The sequence below is a fragment of the Avibacterium sp. 20-132 genome, from assembly GCF_023611925.1.
GTDB lineage: Bacteria > Pseudomonadota > Gammaproteobacteria > Enterobacterales > Pasteurellaceae > Avibacterium.
This window is the reverse complement of record NZ_CP091456.1, coordinates 239509-261067: the sequence shown is the minus strand read 5'-3', so window position 1 is coordinate 261067 and position 21559 is coordinate 239509. Positions and strand designations below refer to the sequence as shown.

Below are 21559 nucleotides of genomic sequence, written 5' to 3'. Positions count from 1 at the left end.
ATGAGCCTATTAATCCCTTCTTTTGCCATAAAGAAAATTCCGAAGCTATTTACTTTTTTAGAAAAGGAAAAGTATTTAACTGAAAAGAAATATATTATTGGTTGGGGATTAAAATTTTCTGGAAAAAGAGCTAAGTGGCTAGGGAATTTCTTTAATTATACATGTATATTAATTGAAGACGGCTTTCTGCGTTCTACCGGATTAGGGGTTGAAGGATACCCACCATTTTCTTTGGTTGTGGATGATGTGGGTATTTACTATGCGGCAGAAAAGCCTTCACGGCTGGAAAAGTTAATTGCTGATTGCAACTTAAATGATGAGCAAGTCGAGCAGTCTCATCAAGCAATGGCATTGATTCGTGAATGGCAATTATCCAAATATAATCACGCACCTTGTGAGCCAATAGCTACAGAGCCTAAAAATCACATTGTATTAGTTATTGATCAAACATTTGGTGATATGGCGGTGCAATATGGTTTGGCTGATGGGAATAGTTTCCGTCAGATGTTGCAATCAGCTTTACAAGAAAACCCCAGTGCTGAGATTTGGGTGAAAACCCATCCTGATGTGATTGCAGGAAAGAAACGTGGATATCTAACTGATTTATTAGATCAACCGCGTGTGAGAATTATTAGCCAAGACATCAATCCACCAACCTTGTTATCGCAGGTAGATAAAGTGTATTGCGTTACATCCCAAATGGGATTTGAAGCATTACTACAAGGCAAAGAAGTCGTAACCTTTGGTGTGCCTTGGTTTGCCGGCTGGGGATTAACCGATGATCGACACCCTTTTGTTGCTGAACTGATCACACAACAACGCCGCAACTCGCGTGCGTTAAATGAAGTGTTTTATGCCGCTTATTTTCAGTATAGCCGCTATATTAATCCGTTTACGGGTGAAACTGGCGATATTTTTGATGTCATTCATTATCTAAGTTGGGTTAAGCATTGGCAATCTGTATTAGTAGGCGATTTTTATTGTATTGGACTTTCTTTGTGGAAAAAAACGGTATTAAAACCTTTTTTTCACTTGCCAAATTGTCAATTGCATTTCGTCCGTTCGTTTTCTAAATTTAAGAAAATCTCGCTGGGTGAAAATGCAAAATTATTGTTATGGGGACAAGGTAAAGATGAATTTATTACCTACGCTGAACAAAATAATATTCCAATTTGGCGAATGGAAGATGGCTTTATTCGTTCCGTTGGACTGGGTTCTAACCTTGTTGCACCACTTTCTTTAGTGGTGGATCCTTTGGGGATTTATTTTAATCCGCAACAACCTTCGCAATTAGAATCTATTTTGCAAAATGCAGATTTTTCAGAAAAAGATGAATATGTAGCACGAGAAATACAGCAACAATTAATCCAAGCGAATATCGGTAAATATAATGTAGGTTCTACTGGCTTTGCACGTCCAAATACGGAGAAAAAAATCCTTTTAGTGCCAGGGCAAGTAGAAGATGATGCCTCTATTCGTTTTGGTTCACCAAAATGTCAATCAAATCTCACCTTATTACAACAGGTTAGAAAAGCTCATTCTGATGCTTATATTATTTATAAACCACATCCAGATGTATTAAGTGGAAACCGAAAAGGTAATGTCACACAAGAACAAGCATTAACCTATGCTGATCAAATTGTTACTGATGCGAATATTTTAGATTGTATTCAAGCGGTCGATGAAGTACATACAATGACGTCCTTAGCCGGTTTTGAAGCGCTATTGCGGGGTAAAACGGTATATTGTTACGGTTCACCTTTTTATGCCCATTGGGGATTAACCATTGATGCTTATACGTTACCGCGCAGAAAAAGAAAATTAACATTAACGCAGTTAATCGCTGGAACTCTGTTATACTATCCACTTTACCTTAACCCTAATACAATGCAATTAACCAATGCAAGCACCGCAGTTAAGATATTGTTTGAACAAAAAAATCAATTGAAAGATACGGGCTTATATAAGAGTTGGTTAAGCAAAAAAATAGGGAAATATTGTTACTTTTTACGCACATTTTGGCTGAAATAGCTATTTTATACCTAAGGGAACACAATGGTTGTAAATAATTTAAACGAATTAGTGGTAAGCTCAAAACGGATTTTATTATTACAAGGACCTGTTGGACATTTTTTTAAAGAGTTTGCTGATTGGTTATCGGAAATACAGCAAAAAACAGTATATAAATTAAATTTTAATGCAGGGGATAAATTCTTTTTTTCCACCGCACTTAAAAATCAATTTATTTTTGACTATAACAACACATTAGAGCACTTTGATGCATTTTTATTGCAGTTTTGCAAAGAGCATAACATTGATACAATAGTGTGTTTTGGAGATAATCGCCGTTACCATCGTATCGCAAAGGCAGTAACTAAAAAATTAGGATGTGCCTTTTGGGTGTTTGAAGAAGGGTATTTTCGTCCACATTATGTTACCTTAGAAAAAGAAGGCGTAAATGCCTATTCATCATTGCCACGAGATAAACAATTCTTTTTACAACAAGTTAAAGATTTATCCCAAAATCCTCAACCTATTCCTGTTGCAAACGGGTTTTTCCCAATGGCGAAACTTGCTACAAAATATTATGTTGTCGCAAGAAATAAAGCAAACTACTTCCCTCACTATAAACACCATCGTATTTATAATCTTAATTATTATATAAAGTTATGGCTTATTTCAGGAATAAAGCATATTTATTATGCTACAAAAGAAAAATTTTTTATCCGTAAAATTGACCAAAATAAATTAGGTGATTTTTATATTTTACCGCTGCAAGTGTATGATGATAGCCAAGTAAAAGTACATTGTGATTTTGAAAGTGTGGAGCAGTTTTTAATTTACGTATTAGATTCTTTTGTAAAGTACGCCCCTCATTCACTCACGTTGATTGTAAAACATCATCCGATGGATAGGGGATTTATCAGTTATAAGCATATTATTACACGTTATCTCTCTAAATACCCCGAATTAAAAGAGCGGTTGTTTTATGTCTATGATATTCCAATGCCCGTGTTACTTCGCCACGGGAAAGGTATGGTAACACTCAACAGCACAAGTGGTTTATCAGCGTTAATCCATAATATGCCCGTGCTTACACTCGGACGTGCTCATTACGACATTCCTGATATCACTCATCAAGGCTCATTGGAAGAATTTTGGCATAATCCGCAAAAACCTGATGCAGAGGCATTCCAAGCTTATCATCTTTACCATTTACATAAAACCCAACTTAACGGCAGCTTTTACAATAAAGTTATTTTGCCTGAAGAAAAAATTGGTGGATAGCGATATGAGGCTATCAAAGTTGACGGGAAGGAAGTTAAATATTCTTTCTCTTTTAATCGTACATTGTATGATATATGATTTTATTGTTATAGGCCCTAAGTAAAATTTGATATATATACAATTATTGAGCAAGAAAGCTTTAAGAAAAAAGCAGAATAGCTATGGAGTGAAGAAGAAAGATCGATATTTTTTACTTTTATCGCTAACAATCCATTAGCTGGTGATGTTATTCCTAATACTAACGGTTTACGCAAAATTCGTTGGCGTATTTTAGGAAGAGGTAAGCGAGGAGGATTAAGAGTAATTTATTTTAACCTCTTAAATGATGGTATCATTGTTATGCTTGATATGTATGCTAAGAATACAAAGGAAAATGTTTCTCAAGCTGAATTAGGCAAATTAAAGCGAGGAAGAAAATGAGTGATATTCAAGAAAAAATTGCGTTTGCAACAAAAGGTTGGAATGTTGATGAAATTGTAAATGCGGTCATTGCTGATGACCCAGAAGCTGTGGTAATTAAGGATAGTTTAACGGACGCATTGGAGCAGACTAAGAAAGGCTATATAGCGAGAGAGAGAAAAATAAACTTATCTTCCATTGTTGAAACCCGAATAAAATCAGGACTTACACAAGATAAATTTGCTAATACATTAGGTATTTCAGTAAATACATTGCGATCTTGGGAGCAAGGTGTACGCAAACCTAGTGGTGCTGCAGAAACATTGCTTCGATTACTAGAAAAACGACCTGAATTAGTCGCTGAATTAAGTTTTTAATTGAATAAAAATCTTATAAAAAACCACCGCTCTTTCTAAAGTGCGGTGGGTTTTTACAAATTTTATCCTCTTGGGTGATATCTTTCGTGTAAGTGTTTTAAACGTTCTTTGGCAACGTGGGTGTAGATTTGTGTTGTGGAGAGATCGCTGTGACCTAATAGCATTTGTACGACACGCAGATCGGCACCGTGATTCACTAAGTGTGTGGCGAAAGCGTGGCGTAAGACGTGTGGGGAGAGGGCTTCGCTGTCGATATTCGCTAAAATTGCATAATGTTTAATGCGATGCCAGAATGTTTGCCTTGTCATTTGTGTACCTCGTCGGCTAGGGAATAACACATCTGAGCGTAATCCATCAAGTAATGCCATTCTGCCATAAAGGATAAATTGTTTTACCCAATAGGTTGCTTCTTCGCCGATGGGGACAATGCGTTCCTTGTTACCTTTACCAATAACACGCACAACGCCTTGTTGTACGCTGATGTTATCAAGGGTCAGTGAAACCAGCTCGGTAACCCGTAAACCTGTGGCATAAAGCAATTCTAACATCGCTTTATCACGTAATTCTAAGGGGACTTCCACACAAGGGGTGTTAAGTAAATCCGTAACCTGTTGTTCCGTTAAGTATTTGGGTAATCGGCTCGGTAATTTTGGTGAAGTTAAGAGGACACTTGGATCGTCCGCACGGTATTTTTCTCGATATAAATATTGAAAGAATTTCCGCAATGCACTCAATAATCGTGCGGTGCTTGTGGCTTTGTAACCCGCTTCCAATCGCTCTCCAAGAAAACCTTGTAAATCAATGGCGTCTAAGCTTTCAAAGGTGAGATTTTGTTTTTCCAGCCAATTTGCTACCGCACTAAGATCTAAGCGGTAGGATTGAATGGTATTCTCCGAAAGCCCTTTCTCTAGCCATTGTTCGTTAAGAAAAAGATCGATTAATGCACTGTCTTTCATTACGAATCCTATTCTACTCTTCGCACTAAAAAGGCTTCTACTTTACGCGGAATAATCGGCAACGCGAGCAAGGCAAAAATCATCATTGAAGTAAAGGCTATTTGTGGCGAAATCGGGTATAACACGCCAGCTAGCGCGGTGAGCAAGGCGATCACCGCCGAACCTGAAATACCATTATAAAGCCCTTGTAATTTAGCCATCGTATTTTGTGGCTGTGTGGTGATGTAACGCACCATAGCATAATGTCCGAGCGCATAGGTTAAGCTGTGCAATAATTGCACTAAGGCAATTAACCAAAGGCTTGTCGCATTTCCTAACACGCCCCAACGCACCACGCAGGCGATGGCTGCGCAGTAAAACAGTGTACTGACTTTCCAGAAACGGAATAATTTGGTCGAAAAGAAAAAGAGCAAAATTTCTGCGACGACACTTAAGCCCCATAGCAAACTGGTTGTTTGCACAGAAATGCCGATGCTTTGCCAATACAGCACGCTATATGCATAATAAGCCGCGTGTGATCCTTGAATGAGCGAAATGGCAATAATTAGACGTAGCGTGCATTTATTCTTTAATAATTGTAAAAATCCAACGGAATTTTCCACCGTACTTGCTTGGGTATCTTGTGGCAAAATCTTAGGCGTTGGTATTTGCATTATGGCATAAAGGGCTAAAAGTGCGGTTAAAATCCATACCGTAGAATGTTCACCAATAAAGCCAATGAGATTACCAAACAATGTTACGCCTACGACAAAGGCGGCTGAGCCGATCAATCGTGCTTTGCCGTAATCTAGATTGATTTGCTGTTGCCAAGTGGTTGCAAGGGTATCACTTAATGGCATTCCCGCCGCATTAATCATTGCAAATAAGGCAATGCCAAGGCAGAGCAAAGGGAAACTTTCCGCCACAAAGCTTATATAAAGCATTACGCCACAACTTGCCCAAGCGAGATAACGTAAGGCATTGAGCAAATGTCCTGCTTTTTTAATCATTGCGGAAAAGCCGATCCCGCCTAAAAAGCGGAAGACATAAGAGCTGGCAATAATAAAGCCAATAATTTCCTCGTTGTAAGATTGAGATTTTAACCACGCAGGAAAAAATGGCACAAACACGCCATAGGCACAGTAATAGCCAAAAAAGCTCAAGGCTAACCAATTAAAAGGGCTAATTTTCATTAAAATAATTTTTCCATTTCTTGTGAGCGTTGCACGCACGCTTCAATGGCTTGTTGCACCGTGTGCGATAATTGCTGTTGCTGGAAGACATTTAGTGCCGCTGCCGTTGTGCCACCTTTTGAGGTAACATTTTCCCGTAAGGTCGAAATTGCCATATCAGGCTGTTGTTGCACCATTTTTGCCGCGCCCAATGCCGATTGTTGTATCAATAGGCGAGCGGTTTGCGCTTCTAACCCTAAGTTTTTTAAGGCGTGTTCCATTGCTTCCATAAACAGAAAAAAATAAGCGGGGCTACTCCCAGAACCTGCGGTAACAAGATGCATTTGTGCTTCATCTTCTACCCAGCAAGATTTCCCCACCGCATTCATCAGATCCTGAGCAAAGGTTTTGAAAGGGGTAGGAACGTTCTTGTCTGCAAATAAGCCTGCCATTCCTTCAGAAACGAGCGCCGGCGTATTCGGCATTACACGAATAATATGCTGTGCAGAAGGTAAAAGTGCGGTCAGTTTTTGCACGGAAATCGCTGCCGCAATAGAAATCACTAATTTTTCGCCAAAATCCACCGCACTTAAGGGTTGGCACACTTCCGCAAGGGCTTGTGGTTTCACGGCTAGCACCACGACTTCCGCATTTTGTATGGCTTGTAGATTATTTTGCGAAATATTGACTTGGCGCTCAGCAAACAATGCCAGTTTATCTGCGTTAGGATCGCTCACGGTAATTTTATCCGCAGGATAGCCATTTTTCAGTAAACCAAACACAATTGCTTGTGCCATATTTCCGCCACCGATAAATGTAATCAATTTCTGTTGCATATTTTTGCCTTAGATCAGTTACAATAAGTTTTTATCTGCTCATTTTACCTGAATAAGTAAGGAATGCCTATGTGGTTTAAGAACGTTATGACCTATCGTTTAACAAAAGAATTAGATTGGTCAGCTGAATATTTACAAGCCCAGCTTGCGCAATGTGAGTTTCATCCTTGTGGACAGGGAGATATGCAAAAGTTTGGTTGGATTTCTCCATTAAAAACCAGTGAATTGTTGCATTTCTCTGTGGGAAAACAGATTTTATTCGTTGCACGTAAAGAAGAAAAAATGCTCCCTGCGCAAGTGATAAAACGCGAATTAGCGCAACGTATAAATGAACTTGAGCAAAAAGAAAATCGCAAATTAAAGAAAGTAGAAAAGCAAGCGCTAAAAGATGATGTGGTAGCAATGTTGTTGCCGCGTGCTTTTAGCAAGTATCAGGAAACGGCGATTTGGGTGGATAGTGAAAATCAGCTAATTTATGTCGATGCAGCCTCCAGCAAAAGAGCAGAAGATGCCTTAGCTTTATTGCGAAAATCTCTCGGTTCTTTGCCTGTTGTGCCACTTGCTTTTGCTTATGAGCCAAGTGCAGTAATGAGTAAATGGGTGAGCGAGGAAAATACGCCAGAATGGTTAATTCCTTTAGAAGATGCAGAATTACGGGGCGATCAAGATAATGCCGTCATTCGTTGCAAACAACAAGCATTAGATGCACAGGAAATTTTGTCGCTTTTACAATCAGGTAAAGTGATTACAAAGCTGGCTTTAGAATGGGAGGCTCATCTTATGTTTGTACTCAATGAAGATGGCACCTTAAAACGTTTGAAGTTTGCCGATGAAGTGCGGGAAAAAAATGACGATATTTTGAAAGAAGATGTCGCACAACGTTTTGACGCTGATTTTGTATTAATGACCGGTATTTTAGCCAAGCTGACAGAAAATCTACTTGATGAGTTTGGTGGTGAAAAAGAGCGGTTGTAATTTTATTCTTTTTTGTAATGGATAAAAGCAAAATGGCGGAACATCAGATTCCGCCATTTTTTTCTTTTAACAGCTTACAGCTTATTTCTTATATTGATAAGTCCCATTAGCCTGACGAATAAAGGTGCTGCCATTTGCTAAGCGAAGTTGTTCCACACGCCCTTGTGAATTGACTGAAATCTGTACTTTATCACCAGGTTTAAAGCTACTTAAGGCATTGCCAGCGCCATTTGCTTTTGTCATCGCATTCACATCTGAAATATTCAGGTTGTTATCACGGAATACCTGCATAAGCGATACGCCTTGTGGAATGGTCAGGGTTTTGCTCGTGCCAACTGTTTTGCTTGTCGCTGGTTTTGCTTCAACCACAGGCACTTTTTTCTCCACTTTCGCTTCCACTTTTTTCACGGTTTGTGCTTTGTTTTCCGCTTTTGGCTTAGCGGTATTGGTTGTTTGTGTTGTTGCTTTTACCACCGGTTTAGGCTGTGCTTTTGGTGTGGTTTGTGTAGCTGGTTTGCTTGCGGTTTTTGCTGTATCTACCACTGGTTTTGGCTCAACGGAGGTTGGTTGTGGTTTCACCGCTGGCACAGGTTGCTCTGTTTGAGCGCTTGGTTGCGCAACTGGTTCAGGGCTTGTAGATGGATTGCTTTGAGCATTGTCTGCATTATTTTCTGCACTTGCCGTTGTTGCCGTTTGGGCATTCTCATTGTTGCTTTGTGTGTTTTGTGCATCTGCTTGCTGTGCCGGTTGTTGCCCTTGGTTTAAGTTATCCAACACATTATTTTCTAAAGGTTGTTCTTGATTAAGTGATTGGAACTGGGTTGGAATGCTGTTTGATGGCTGTTCAAAAGCATTTACGGTATCCGCACTTGGTTTTAGCCAAGAGATAATCAATAAAATGATCACCGCAAGCAATAAAACAATAAAAATACGGCGGTATTTTGCTGGAATAAAGCCTAAAATTGCCCAACGTTCAGGTTTGTTTATTTTGCTAATAGGAGCTGGTTCATTTTGTGTTTGGGTGTTTTCTTCTGCAAGACTTTCTTCAACATTATTCTGCTCGTTGCCTGTGGTTGTTTCCGCAATCACGGGTTCAGCCTGTTCTGTTGCTTGTTCTTTTTTTCCTAACCCTTCCATTAGTGCTTTGGCTTTATCAAGTAAAGAGGGTTCGTGAGTAATGTGTTTTTTTGGCGTGATAGGCTCCATTTGATTAAATTCTAAATTTAATTCATTTTGAGCCGTGCTATCTGTGTTATTTTGAGGTTTATGTTGTTCAGTCACAGTGATTCCTTAATATTAATTAAAAGCACTTAGCGTAAGTGCGGTGTAAATTTCGCTTATTTTAAAGGATATTTTGTCATTGTTCTATGCCGAATTACGCGGAATATAATGTTTTATTTGGTTCATTGGCAATTTCGCGTGCTAATTTAGGCACTAAATAGCCTGACGTGAGTGTTTGTAATTCTTTGTAAATTTTTACCGCACTTTCATCATCAAGATAAAAATGGCTTGCCCCTTCCACTTTATCAAACAAATGTAAGTAATAAGGCAAAATACCAATGCGAAAAAGTTGCTCACCTAAGGTTTTAAGAGTGTGGGCGTTGTCATTAATCTTTTTCAGTATGACCGCTTGGTTAAGCAAAGTAATACCGGATTTTTTCAGCTTCGCCATTGCTTGTGCTAAATTTTCATCAATTTCATTGGGGTGATTGATGTGGGTAACCAGCACCGTTTGTAAGCGAGATTGTGCCAGCAACGCACAAAGTGTGGTGGTGATCCGCTGTGGAATAACCACCGGCAAGCGACTATGAATACGTAAACGTTGTAAGTGCGGAATTTTTTCTAATTGTTTTATGAGCCATTCTAGCTCGTGATCTTTCGCCATAAGTGGATCGCCACCTGAAAAAATCACCTCATCAATTTCTGAATGTTGCGCAATATAATCTAGGGCTTTTTGCCAATTTTTTTTATCTCCCTTGTTTTCAGCATAAGGAAAGTGGCGGCGAAAACAATAGCGACAATTAATTGCACAGCTATTTTTTACCATAAATAACAAACGATTATGGTATTTATGCAAAATATTGGACGCGGGTGTATGCTGTTCATCTAATGGATCTTTGCTAAACCCTTCTGCCTGCACAAATTCTAAATGGGAAGTCATCGCCTGTAAAAAGAGCGGATCGTTTGGGTTACCTTTTTCCATTCGCGCTACAAAAGGCAACGGAACACGCAAAGGAAACAGCTTGCGTGCGGCAAAATCTTTTTCAAAAAGAGAAAGAGGAAGGTTTAATTGTTCCAACAAGATTTTTGGATCTGAAATGGCATTGGCGAGATGATCAGCCCAATTTTCTACTTCTCTAATGGGGATATTTCGGGTTAAAATACACACTTTTAAAAACAATCTCTTTTTATTTGAGGATAATATGGCTACATATACTACCACTGACTTCAAACCAGGTCTAAAATTTATGCAAGATGGTGAACCTTGCGTTATTGTTGAAAATGAATTTGTAAAACCGGGTAAAGGTCAGGCATTTACTCGCACTCGTATTCGTAAATTAATTTCAGGTAAAGTGTTAGATGTCAACTTTAAATCGGGTACTTCTGTAGAAGCTGCAGATGTGATGGATCTTAACTTAACCTATTCTTACAAAGATGATGCGTTCTGGTATTTTATGCACCCAGAAACATTTGAACAATATTCTGCCGATGCAAAAGCAGTCGGTGATGCAGAAAAATGGTTATTAGATCAAGCAGATTGTATCGTTACTTTATGGAACGGTGCGCCAATTTCTGTTACCCCACCAAACTTCGTTGAATTAGAAATTGTAGAAACAGATCCAGGCTTAAAAGGCGATACAGCAGGTACAGGCGGTAAACCAGCCACATTAAGCACCGGTGCAGTAGTGCGTGTTCCATTATTCGTACAAACAGGCGAAGTCATCAAAGTAGATACCCGTTCAGGTGAATATGTTTCGCGTGTGAAGTAATCACAAAATTGAATGATTGAAAGCCGTTATGATTGACGGCTTTTTGTTTATATATAACTTATTAACGAAAGTGCGGTGCAAATTTTTCTGATTTTTGCACCGCACTTTCGTATTTATTCATCATCTTGCAAGAAATGATAAATTGGTACAATAGCGGCACCAATGGAAATATCTTCAAATTTTATCTTTGATGCGCTCAGTTGCGCTGAGGTGCGGTTGATGTTTTGTAGTTGTTCTGAATTTTTAACGTAATCAATTAGTTGATTGATTAAGGTTTGAGGCAACATTCCGGTTAGGGCGATGACTTTGGGATCAAGCCACGCAATGGCGGAGAGAATGAGAGATAGCACTTGGGGCTGGCTATGTGCTAGCCAAGTTTTTACCGCGGTGTTGTCTAATAAGTTTGTTTTATGATTATCTTCGCCAAGTTTTTCGGTGAGATCTTTCCAACTTGGTCTAGGCGAGTTATAGGGGAATAATAAGCCGATTTCTCCCGCGTTACCAAACCCACCACGGATCAGTTTACCTTGTGAAATAATGCCTGCGCCAATACCAAAATCAAGGCTGATAACTACCATATCGTCAATATCATTCCATAAACCTGAATAATATTCACCTAAGGCTACGGTGTTGATGTTGTTTTCAATATAACAAGGGTAGCCCAATTTTTCGCTCAATACTGTGGCTAAATTAGGAATATTTTGTAATAAAGGAAACCAAGGGGAGGAAATCGATTTGTCTTCCAAGAGATAGCCAGAAAGCGAGAAACCAATACCAAGGATTTTGGCTTCAGACAAAAATTTCTTTTCAAGCAATTGCGTAACAGCGCTATGAATTTTTTGGCATAATTCATCAAATTGTACGATGTTGTTATATACATAGCGTTCATTCGCAATTTTATTACCAACAAAATCCACAATCGCCAGCTGAAATGCGTGATCAGAAAAAGTAACCCCAATAGAGCAGCAGGCGTTGGGATTTAAGGTTAAATGAAAAGAAGGCGTTCCCCGTTTTTTTACCATTTTTTCCGTTTCTTTGATTAAGCCAAGAAACAAGAGTTTGCGACAATATTGTGTTACTGCCCCGGCGGTTAAGCCTGATAATGTACTGAGTTCCTTGCGTGAAGGGGCATATTGGCGAATAAGGCGTAATAACAATTTTTCGCTAGATTTTAAATTGAATACGGAATTATCTTTTTTCATTTTTCTGTCTTTATGAAATAAAAGCCTCACTTTGGCGATCAGAGAGGCTTCTCAGTCAATTTTACCTTAATTTACACAGATAAAAGTGTGGTATTATTTTAACGCATTTTCAACGGCTTGATAAAAATCAGCCATTTTACATAAACCTTGCGCATTGGTTGGGCAATCTTCTAGCTGTAAGGTAATACGATTTGGTGGATTAGTCAAAGTGAGTTTCGTGCCATTACGTAATTGGTCAATGGTTTGATAAACGTATTCTACTTTCATAAAGGCTTCGCCACTTGGCGCGACCCATTTTTCAAAGGCAACTTTGCCACTAATTGGTGTCGTTTCCAGTTGATCGGGCAGGTGGTAAGGTTTTACTTTTAATAATGGTAAGAGCGAACCAACATTAGAATCGTGTCCGACCAACAATACGACCTTGGCATTGCGTGCGTTTTCAATGTAAGGGTGTTGGTAACCGTAGTCTTTAAAACTGTTTTGAATAAAGGTGAGCAGCGGCGTGGCAGCTTCTTTTGCCATTACTTGCGTGCCGAATAATAATTGGTTGTAGCGTTCTTTGATATCAACAATTTTTTTCCAATCTTGCTGATTATTAATGCGACCCCAAGCCACATCTTTAGCAGGAAAGCCTTCGTAATATTGCAGTAGGAAGCTATCTGCTGCCCCTGTTCCATCGCGTAATGCACCTGTGGTTTTCGGTTGTTTTCCTTGAGTGAAGGTGAGGGTATTAGGTTCTTGGTCTAAATTACATAAGTGTTTTTCTTGGCATAAGGGTGATTGTGCTTGATTTAACGCTTGTGCAAGGGCGTTGAAATTACTTTGTAGATGTGCGTTTAGCTGAGCAAATCCTCCTTTACCGACTAATTCATCGACTGCGTTGCGGGCTTTTTGTTCAAAGGCTTTATCTACTTTGCTGCGAATTACGGGATTAAAGGTGTTATCCATCGTGTTATATTTGCCAAGATAATTCACTCTAATGGCGCAATGGGAATATGCTCCTTTAGCAAAACTTACCCCTGTATCAATGGTGCGTGGGCGAGCGTTGGTGTAAATAAAAAGATCATCTTTCGGGCATTGTGATGACAGAATGCCAGTTTGTTGCAACCATTCAGACCAGTAAGCCGCGAATAATTTTTCTAATCTTGCCCCTTTAGCAGTGAGATAGCCTGTTTTATCTTGCCATTTCACCCATTGATAGGGCGTGGCTTGAGATAAAATGCTGTCTTTTCCCACTAAGGGCGTGCGAATACCGTGTCGGCTGAAAATCACGATTTTTTCTAATTGTAGCGCTTCTGCTTGGTGATTGTCTGGCACATTAGGCGCCGCATTAAGATTTGTGGCATAAAAGAATGTGCTGCTAAGTAAACTAAGGCTTAAGGTGAGCTTTTTCATAGAATGTCCTCCAAGATTAGGATAGAAAGGAAAGGGCATTATTGGCACGAAATGCCCTAAAAATTGCAAAATTTTTAACCGCACTTTTGCACTAACGATATTAAATCTAACTTGATTTTGTTGGAACAATAATCAAAAAAAGAGAGAAAAAAATGAGTTAAGGCAGAACCTTAACTCATTAACAATGTTATTTGGCGATCACTTCTTTGGTGAAATCTGCAATCGCGGCTTTGCTCCAATCTAATGGGAAGAATGGAATATCCGCTTCGCCGACTTCCGCATTTAATGGGCGAATACCAAAATGAGCGGCTAATTTTTGTTGGGTTTCTGGTGAGACTAGCCAGTTGGCGAACACCAAACTTGCTGCTGGGTGTGGCGCATTTTGTGCGACAACGACGACATTCCCACCGCCCGGCATACCAAATTTTGGCACATAAAATTTCAATCTTGGTGTTACCGCACCTTGTTTTTGTAAGCTAAATAAATGATCTTGCCACGCAGAAACAATATCTAATTCCCCATCATTTAAGCGTGTTAAGCTATCTGCGTTAGAGGCGGTACGAACCATATTTTGTTTGTTTTGGTTAAACCAATCCCACGTGCTTTGCCAGTTTTTCGTTTGGGTAGCATCAAATGGCGTGTTTTGATAATCATATTGACCGCTTACATTAAGTAAGGCTTGGAAAATAAACGCTTTACCTGAAGCCCCACCATTTGGATCGGCATAACCAAATTTTTTCGGGTGAGTTTGAATGTAGGTAACGGTTTCTTGCCAACTTTGTGGTAATTGATCTTCTGAAACCCGTAATGGATCATAAGCAAAGCCTGTTTGATTACCCCAAAATCCCATTGCTTGATTGGCAAATTTTACCCCTTGTAAGGCGTGGTTAGCTTGGGCGAAATTTGGCAATTTATCGAGATTTCTTAATACCTCATTTTTCTGCACAATCGGGTAGTTATCCGCCGCAATGGCGATCACATCCATTTTGCCTTTGCTTAGTGATTTTTCAGCAATGAGCTTGTTCATATTGCCATCTAGCGTTCCTTCTGGGATTTTCACTTTGATGCCATAGGTTTTTTCAAATTCTTTCACAAAAAGACGGAATTGTGGTTGTAAATACCATACGCTAAAGGTGACGGAGCCTTCTTGTTTGGCTTGTGCCATAATATCTTCCCAGCTTTTTTGGCTGAGGTCTTGGGAGGCCGATACGGATAAGGCAGTGGTTAGCCCTAAACTGATTAATGCGGTTTTGATAAGACGAGTTTTCATCATTGTGTTCTCCTATGATTTACAAGGCTATGGTTTACAAAATTAGGCTTTACCTGTGGATTGAGATAAATAGTTACCTTTTAATAAACGTTCAATAATTAACAATAAGATCACGTTTGGAATTAATAAGATGATTGAGACCACGGCGGCATTTGGGCGAATGAAAGAATAGCCCAAGAAAGAATAAAGTATGGTTGGCACGGTGATAAAATCTGGCGAACCGATAACAAAGGAAATACTAAATTCTTCAATACTTTTGACTAAACAGAAAATAATGGACGCCAAAAATGCGGGTTTTAGCATTGGCAAGTACACATCTTTAAAGGTCGTAAATTTTGATGCCCCAAGATCGCGACTTGCATCAATCAGATCTTGCGGAACGGCTGAAAATCCTGAAGACAAAATACGAATAGCGTAGGGTAACGTCATTACCGTATGTCCGATAATAATACCGATCATTGGATTGTTAATATTTAACTGAATTAACACCGCACTAAAGAATAAGGCAATGATCATTCCCGGAATTACTAAGGGAATAAGGGTAATCAGTTCGGCAATTTTTTTACCGCGGAATTCCATTCGACCAAAAGCATAAGCGGTTGGCAAGGCGAGAGTGATGGCGATTAAAGAAACAATCGGCGCGATGGTGTAGCTATTAAACATCGCTTCTTTAAGTGCGGTGTTTTCCCATACATAACTCCAGCGTTCAAAAGAAAGCACGGGTGGAAAAATATCAGGGTAGCTCCAAGGGTGTTGTGGATCAACAAGCGACCATAAGCCCGCCATTAAGAAAGGCAAAACAAGCCAAACAAAATTCACCAGCACAAAAAAGATCAGCACAATGCGGTTAATTAAACGTGTGTTTTTGCTTTGTATTTTGTTCATTTTACCGCTCCTCGTTTAACAGATAATGGACGAATAATCAGCGTAATTAAAATTGAAGCAAGTGCAGAAGTGAGCATTATCACCATTGCGAGTACCGCACTTTGATTCCATTCTTCAAATTCATAAGCACTCATTTGCATAAAGCGAGCTAAAGAATAGGTATCACGTGGGCCTGCAATGCTATAAAAGGCGAAATCACCTAATGCACCGATAAAAATCAAAATAAACGAAACTTGTACTGCACTGAGAGTGAGTGGGAAAATCACATAAATAAAACGTTGCCAACTGTTTGAACCTAGGTTTGAAGCGGCATCAAAGAGATCGCTTTTTAACGAATTGACTGCACCGCCAACAAGAATTAAGGCGAATGGAATATTTTTCCACATTTGTAAAATCACAATTCCCCAACCAAAGCTGTCATTTTGCAAGGATTTTGGTTGTTCCCAAATGCCTAACCAAACTAAGGTTTCATTAAGAATACCGTGGTAGGAAATCATATTCATAAATAAGAATGCCGCCACTAATCCCGGCACAAGCATTGGCATACGGAAAAAGGTAACGATAAATTCTTTGCCTTTAATCGGATTACGTAACCATAATGCAATGGGGTAAGCCACTAAAATGGAAAATACCGCACCCAGAAAAGAAACCCGCACCGAATACCAAAATGATTTATGAAAGATAGGGTTACTTAACACTTCTTGCCAATAATCAAACGTGAAGTGAGACGGTTCGCCATACATATTCTGTAAGCCAAAGCTTTGGGCAACCACTAAATAAAAGGTCGAACCCATTAATAATAAAATGGTGCCAAGCCCTGTTCCAAGCAGTAGCCAGGCTTTGAGATCTTGTTTTAAGGATTTCATACCGCCTCCAAGAAACGAATGGCATCACGAGCAAGGGTGAAATGTAATTGTTCTGACTGATTTAATAACGGTGAAAACTTGGTTAATTGCAACCGCACTTTCTCATTTGGCAAGCCAGAGGTAACCAAGCCTTGCACTTCAGTCATATTACCCATAAAGGCGGTTTGTAGAACCTTGACACTAAATTTATTTTCTACATTGCTATCAGCTTCACAAGGGATCGCATCTTCAGGACGGAAACAAATATAAATATTCTCAGCCACAGGTTTATGTGCCGATTGCACAACGAATTTGCCCCATAAGGAATCCACCTGATAGAGATCCTCTTGCCAGTGTTTTACGTTTGCTTTGGTGATGTTTGCGACACCAATGAAATCAGCAATAAAGCGGTTGTTCGGTTGATAATAAATTTCTTGTGGTGTTCCCACTTGCTCAATTGATCCCTTATTTAGCACGATGATTTTATCTGACATTGACAAGGCTTCCGCCTGATCGTGGGTAACATAAATACTGGTCAGATTATATTGATGAGAAAGTTGCTTAATTTCAAAGCGTACGCTTTCACGCAGTTTGGCATCAAGATTAGAGAGTGGTTCATCGAATAAAATCACATCAGGACGGGTAACCATTGCACGGGCAAGGGCAACACGCTGTTGCTGACCACCTGAAAGCTCAGAAGGTAATTTTAGTTTCTGGGTTTCTAAATCCATTTGTTTTAATGCCACATTTAAGCGTGCGATTTGTTCATCAATAGGAATTTTCTTTTGTTTCAAGCCATAACAAATATTGTGGGAAACATTTAAGTGAGGAAAAAGCGCATAGGATTGAAAACACATTGCGGTATTCCGTTTTTCTGGTGGAATGTCATTGACTTGACGATCGCCAATGACAATTTCCCCCTCATCGGCACGGTGAAAGCCTGCAATTAATTTAAGCAAAGAGGTTTTCCCACAGCCACTAGGACCGAGTAGCGTAACGAATTCCCCTTCTTCAGCAGTAAAAGAGATGTTATTTGCTGCATAGAAATCACCAAATTTTTTGGTGATATTGCGTAATTCTAGTTTTGCCATAATCGATTTCTCCTCGATGATAATTTCGTGAATACTCTAAACTAGAAGATAAAGCGCGATCAATTACAATTTAAAAAATAAACTCATTTAAGTTTGTTTTTGTGAGTTTGATCACGAAAATTAGATATTTTTTCCATTTGATTGCAATAGTGTTTGCGTGATATTTCTATTGTCTCTAAAATGAGTTTAGTTTTTAAATTGAATGTAAGAGAGAGGTTAAAAATGGCATTTGAATTTAATGTAACAGAGAAAGGAATCATTCTCGCAAATAGCCACCGTGGTTATAGTGCCAAGTATCCAGAAAATACAATGCCTGCCTTTATTGGCGCATTAGAAGCGGGAACACATAGCATTGAACTTGATATTGCAATGACAAAAGATGAAAAAATTGTGGTTATTCACGATTTTTCGATTGAACGTGTTTCTAATGGTGAAGGATATGTGGAACAAATGACACTGGCTGAATTACAGCAGTATGATTTCGGTGAGAAATTTTCCCCCGCTTTCAAAGGCACGCACATTGTAGAGTTAGAAACAGTTTTAAAATGGGCGCAAGAAAATAATGTAGGGTTAATTGTAGAAGCTAAACAACGTCGCAATCATCAGCGTTTTGCGGAAGTCTTAGCTGAGATTTTGCAACGTACCAATACAGTGGATCAAATTTTATTATTAGGCTTTGATCACGTTTTAATTAATAAAGTGAAAGCCTTATTGCCAGCCTTGCGGTTGCAAGTGGTTACCCTTGCGCGCTATAACGATCAACTTAGTGCAGTATTGGGATCAAATGCCAGCAGCGTTTGTGTGGAATATCACTATGTCGGCAAAGAAGATTTAATTGCCTACAAAAAAGCGGGATTATCGGTGAGAATGTATTTGCACGAATCAAAAGAAATGCCTGTGCTAGCAATGTATAACCAAAAATATGGTTACGATACAGAAAGTGAAATTATCCAATGGTTACGTGAAGGCCTGATCGATATGCTAAGCCACGATGATATTCCGTATCTCAAATCATTAATTGAAAAAGCAGGCAAAACGCCTTATTGATGATTGAGTGGAGAATTATTTGCATCAAATTTAATCTGACAGCCTTCCATTTAAAACTGGCACCTGTCAGATTAATTTGAGTTTAAAAGTCTTTTTCTATTAACATCTGCACATATTTTTCTGAATAGGAAAACATTGAGGGAATATTGCTATTCTGCTTTTTCCAGCGGAATTGTACTTTTGGCACAAAACCCAAATACTGCCAATCTTGTTTCCATAATGTCAGATTTAGTGAATAGATCTTATCACGGCGGATTTTATCTAACGGCAAAATATTACCTAGCGAAGCAAAATCTTTATATTGTCTCAATGCTATTGATCCATTTATTTGGCTTGCTATTGCATACCCCCAATTTTGTCGCCAACCTAATCGTAACGCTTTCATATCATTGCTATATTGTTTAAGTTGCGTATTTTCACGAATAAAATCCGTTCCTAAATAATAATAGCCTTTTCCAGTAGGTTGCCAAATGAGTGTGGCAGAGGCCAGTTTAATCGTACCGCTTCGTTCAGTCTGTGTGAAATAACGTGGTTGGCTAAACTCTAATGCGGTCGAAATTTGCCAATGTTTTGAAAAGTTCAAACCATACTCAACTCTTAACCCATTCGCCCAGTTATAACGATGTCCACCAAACCATTGGCGTTCATAAAAGGGTTTTAGGTCAAATTGATATTTAGCATTTTGATATTTATAGCCGAAATAAGTGCGGTTGGCGATTTCATCATAATCGTGATTATCCCAATAATTTTTCCCATAAAGATTATTGGTAAAATAGAGATAGTGAGATCCTATGATATTCCAATTTTTTTGTGCATCAAAATAATAAGTAAAACCGTGAGCCGACTGTGGCAACATATCATCATTTTTTACAAAACCTGTATTTTCAATATGTCGTTCGTTAGACGTATTATTGACATTCTTGGTTTGTAGATAATTTGCACCTAAAGAAAATTGCCAGCTTTCGCGATTTTTAATTGCTTGTAAATAATCTTGAATAAGCAACTGTTCTTCATCAGTTAAATTGTTTTGCTCTTGTAATGTTTCAAAGGCTTTCCTTGCATTGTCATTTTGATAATCTAAAAATAGCACTCTTGCTTGTTTAATTTTTGCGTAATTCACTAATCTTGGACTATGCTCAGAAAAATTTTGATAGATAGGCAATAGGCGTTCCACCAAATCCATTCGCTCAATATTTAACATATCTGAAAGTAGTTTTTCGGTCAGAGCTTGATCGTGTTTTAATTGTGAAATAGAGTAGGTTGTTTCACTTGCAATAACAATGCTACTAAATAAATAAGATAAGAAAAAAAATTTATATTTCATATTTAAGAAATCCCACAATCAAAAAATTGTGGGAATATAATTACTGTCTATTTAAATCAGTTCCTGCGGAGTTATATCCACCAACAAATCCGTCACTATAATCTAAAGCACCTTCTTTTATTATACGATTTGAATCTTTTTCTGATGTTACTTTATATCCTGTACTCATTTCAGAGAATGGACTAGAGCTTCCATAAATGATACCAGCATATTGACCTGAGAATTTTTCTTGATTATGTGTGGCAGAAGCATTTCCTTTAAATTCATACATTTCATTATAGCTAGAGTAATGACCGTTGATATATCTAATAGTTCCTTTATACAGTGTTGTATTATTTAACGAAACATTCACATTCTTATCATCAATTTTCCCTACGGCACTACCTGAAATAGTTCTTTTATCAAAATCTGCATCTAATCTAATTGTGCTATTGGCAGATGCATAAGTCGCTTTACCTGTTGCATAGCCATCAGCCCCGACTTTAAATGTTGATGGAGTGATTGAAGGAACCGTAACTGTTGTATTAGGCTGAGTTGGGTTAGCTGAGTTATTTTCTGTGTTAGAATTATTCGTATCAACATTTGGCACAGTAATTGAAGTAGTACTATTCTGGTTTGAAGTTGTTGATTCATTTGAACCACCGCCACCACCTGAACCACAAGCAGTTAATCCTACCATTACAGTTGTTGTTAATAATGCTTTTGAGAGTGTTAATTTCATAATAAGCCTCTTATTGCTAGTTAATATTGTTGTTTATGTAAAGTGATCAAAAATTCCATTAAAACGGTAGTTTGATTAAAGATAAAATCAATCTCAATGCTTTCAAAACAAGCATTATGCTTGACATTTTCATTTTGATATTTCGTGAAAAAATCAAAGATAGTTGAAATATAAAGATTTTTAACTTCTACATTAATCTTATATTTATCTAAGAAATCACCTAATTCAGATTTCAAATTTTCTAATGATTTTTTTGTTCTAAGAATGCTATTAATCAAAGATTCAAAAGAATAACGCAAGTCATCAAGTAAGTTTCTCTCATAGATTTTGTTATTCTTTTTTTCAAATGCACTTTCATAATGCTTCTTTGTCTCAGGGTAATCATCTAACCAATGTCTAACTTGATTAACATTTTCTAAAATTTGCTCTGCGATCTTCTGTGGAGCTAAATGAGAATAACTTTTCACTAAAGCCAGCTTTAGCTCTTGTACTTTTGAATTATTGATAAATTTCTCTAAATCGCATAAATCCTGAATAATGACAAATTGTTCCTTCGGTTCAAAACAAGCTAGATTAGTTTCCAGTGCTTGTGCTTTGTTGATGCTTGATGTGCCTTTTTTAAAAGGTTGCTGTGTATATGTAATTGATTTTTCGTATCTAACAGCATATTGAACACAAAACTTGCAAATTTCTGAACCACTCAATCCTTCATTTGTATCAGCTAAAATACTAGCTGCATAGATTAAAAATTCATTATTAATCACCAATAATCCCATAAAGTTTTGGATAAACTCGGTGCAAATGTTA

At 38.3% G+C, this 21559-nt stretch carries 20 protein-coding genes; 6 read left to right on the top strand and 14 right to left on the bottom strand.

The window, feature by feature from the left end:
• The 3 genes from L4F93_RS01130 to L4F93_RS01120 all read left to right on the top strand — a co-directional run bounded on the left by L4F93_RS01130 (position 1) and on the right by L4F93_RS01120 (position 4064).
• Positions 1-2031, top strand: coding sequence for a capsular polysaccharide biosynthesis protein (locus L4F93_RS01130; protein ID WP_250350729.1), 2031 nt, complete (start codon positions 1-3; stop codon positions 2029-2031).
• A gap of 24 nt (positions 2032-2055) precedes the next feature.
• On the top strand, positions 2056-3288 hold the full coding sequence (locus L4F93_RS01125) for a capsule biosynthesis protein (RefSeq protein ID WP_250350728.1): 1233 nt from the start codon (positions 2056-2058) through the stop codon (positions 3286-3288).
• 416 nt (positions 3289-3704) lie between these two features.
• Positions 3705-4064: a helix-turn-helix domain-containing protein gene (locus tag L4F93_RS01120; RefSeq protein WP_250350727.1), complete on the top strand. Its 360-nt coding sequence runs from the start codon at positions 3705-3707 to the stop codon at positions 4062-4064.
• A 62-nt stretch (positions 4065-4126) separates the two neighbouring features.
• Here the strand turns inward: L4F93_RS01120 and xerD are convergent, their stop codons facing one another.
• From xerD to proC, 3 genes are read right to left on the bottom strand one after another with little or no spacing between them, the layout of a single operon-like run.
• Positions 4127-5020, bottom strand: coding sequence for a site-specific tyrosine recombinase XerD (gene xerD / locus L4F93_RS01115; RefSeq protein ID WP_250350726.1), 894 nt, complete (start codon positions 5018-5020; stop codon positions 4127-4129).
• Positions 5021-5028: 8 nt separating this feature from the next.
• Positions 5029-6192 (bottom strand): 3-phenylpropionate MFS transporter, encoded by a 1164-nt coding sequence (locus L4F93_RS01110; protein WP_250350725.1) that lies wholly within the window; start codon positions 6190-6192, stop codon positions 5029-5031.
• Positions 6192-7007, bottom strand: coding sequence for a pyrroline-5-carboxylate reductase (gene proC, locus L4F93_RS01105; protein ID WP_250350724.1), 816 nt, complete (start codon positions 7005-7007; stop codon positions 6192-6194). The genes L4F93_RS01110 and proC overlap by 1 nt, the downstream gene beginning before the upstream one ends.
• A gap of 69 nt (positions 7008-7076) precedes the next feature.
• Here proC and rdgC point away from each other — a divergent pair, with 69 nt between their 5' ends.
• A complete protein-coding gene (rdgC, locus tag L4F93_RS01100; protein ID WP_250350723.1) occupies positions 7077-7982 on the top strand; it encodes a recombination-associated protein RdgC in 906 nt (301 codons plus the stop codon).
• Between the two features lie 81 nt (positions 7983-8063).
• Here the strand turns inward: rdgC and L4F93_RS01095 are convergent, their stop codons facing one another.
• Positions 8064-9263, bottom strand: a complete 1200-nt coding sequence (locus L4F93_RS01095; RefSeq protein ID WP_250350722.1) for a LysM-like peptidoglycan-binding domain-containing protein — start codon at positions 9261-9263, stop codon at positions 8064-8066.
• A 94-nt stretch (positions 9264-9357) separates the two neighbouring features.
• The gene (epmB, locus tag L4F93_RS01090) at positions 9358-10371 is read right to left on the bottom strand and encodes an EF-P beta-lysylation protein EpmB (protein WP_250350721.1); all 1014 of its coding nucleotides are present in this window, start codon (positions 10369-10371) and stop codon (positions 9358-9360) included.
• A gap of 34 nt (positions 10372-10405) precedes the next feature.
• Here epmB and efp point away from each other — a divergent pair, with 34 nt between their 5' ends.
• Positions 10406-10972, top strand: a complete 567-nt coding sequence (efp, locus tag L4F93_RS01085; protein ID WP_103854617.1) for an elongation factor P — start codon at positions 10406-10408, stop codon at positions 10970-10972.
• Positions 10973-11085: 113 nt separating this feature from the next.
• Here efp and L4F93_RS01080 read toward each other — a convergent pair whose 3' ends face one another.
• The 6 genes from L4F93_RS01080 to L4F93_RS01055 form a co-directional block, all read right to left on the bottom strand.
• Positions 11086-12174, bottom strand: coding sequence for an ROK family protein (locus L4F93_RS01080; RefSeq protein ID WP_250350720.1), 1089 nt, complete (start codon positions 12172-12174; stop codon positions 11086-11088).
• A gap of 93 nt (positions 12175-12267) precedes the next feature.
• Positions 12268-13569 (bottom strand): histidine-type phosphatase, encoded by a 1302-nt coding sequence (locus L4F93_RS01075; protein ID WP_250350719.1) that lies wholly within the window; start codon positions 13567-13569, stop codon positions 12268-12270.
• A 187-nt stretch (positions 13570-13756) separates the two neighbouring features.
• Positions 13757-14839 (bottom strand): extracellular solute-binding protein, encoded by a 1083-nt coding sequence (locus L4F93_RS01070; RefSeq protein WP_250351717.1) that lies wholly within the window; start codon positions 14837-14839, stop codon positions 13757-13759.
• A 42-nt stretch (positions 14840-14881) separates the two neighbouring features.
• Complete coding sequence (locus L4F93_RS01065; RefSeq protein WP_250350718.1) at positions 14882-15724, bottom strand: ABC transporter permease; 843 nt, start codon at positions 15722-15724, stop codon at positions 14882-14884.
• On the bottom strand, positions 15721-16590 hold the full coding sequence (locus tag L4F93_RS01060; protein ID WP_250350717.1) for an ABC transporter permease: 870 nt from the start codon (positions 16588-16590) through the stop codon (positions 15721-15723). The genes L4F93_RS01065 and L4F93_RS01060 overlap by 4 nt, the downstream gene beginning before the upstream one ends.
• Positions 16587-17660 (bottom strand): ABC transporter ATP-binding protein, encoded by a 1074-nt coding sequence (locus tag L4F93_RS01055; protein WP_250350716.1) that lies wholly within the window; start codon positions 17658-17660, stop codon positions 16587-16589. Before L4F93_RS01055 ends, L4F93_RS01060 begins: the two co-directional genes overlap by 4 nt.
• 222 nt (positions 17661-17882) lie before the next feature.
• Here L4F93_RS01055 and L4F93_RS01050 point away from each other — a divergent pair, with 222 nt between their 5' ends.
• Positions 17883-18707: a glycerophosphodiester phosphodiesterase gene (locus tag L4F93_RS01050; protein WP_250350715.1), complete on the top strand. Its 825-nt coding sequence runs from the start codon at positions 17883-17885 to the stop codon at positions 18705-18707.
• Between the two features lie 82 nt (positions 18708-18789).
• Here the strand turns inward: L4F93_RS01050 and L4F93_RS01045 are convergent, their stop codons facing one another.
• The 3 genes from L4F93_RS01045 to L4F93_RS01035 are packed head-to-tail and all read right to left on the bottom strand — an operon-like array spanning position 18790 to position 21516.
• A complete protein-coding gene (locus L4F93_RS01045) occupies positions 18790-20031 on the bottom strand; it encodes a surface lipoprotein assembly modifier (protein ID WP_250350714.1) in 1242 nt (413 codons plus the stop codon).
• A 40-nt stretch (positions 20032-20071) separates the two neighbouring features.
• Entirely contained in the window at positions 20072-20752 is a 681-nt protein-coding gene (locus L4F93_RS01040; RefSeq protein ID WP_250350713.1) for a hypothetical protein, read from the bottom strand.
• Between the two features lie 20 nt (positions 20753-20772).
• Positions 20773-21516 carry a hypothetical protein gene (locus L4F93_RS01035; RefSeq protein ID WP_250350712.1) on the bottom strand — a complete coding sequence of 248 codons (744 nt, stop codon included), beginning with the start codon at positions 21514-21516 and terminating at the stop codon, positions 20773-20775.
• Positions 21517-21559: the final 43 nt, after the last annotated feature.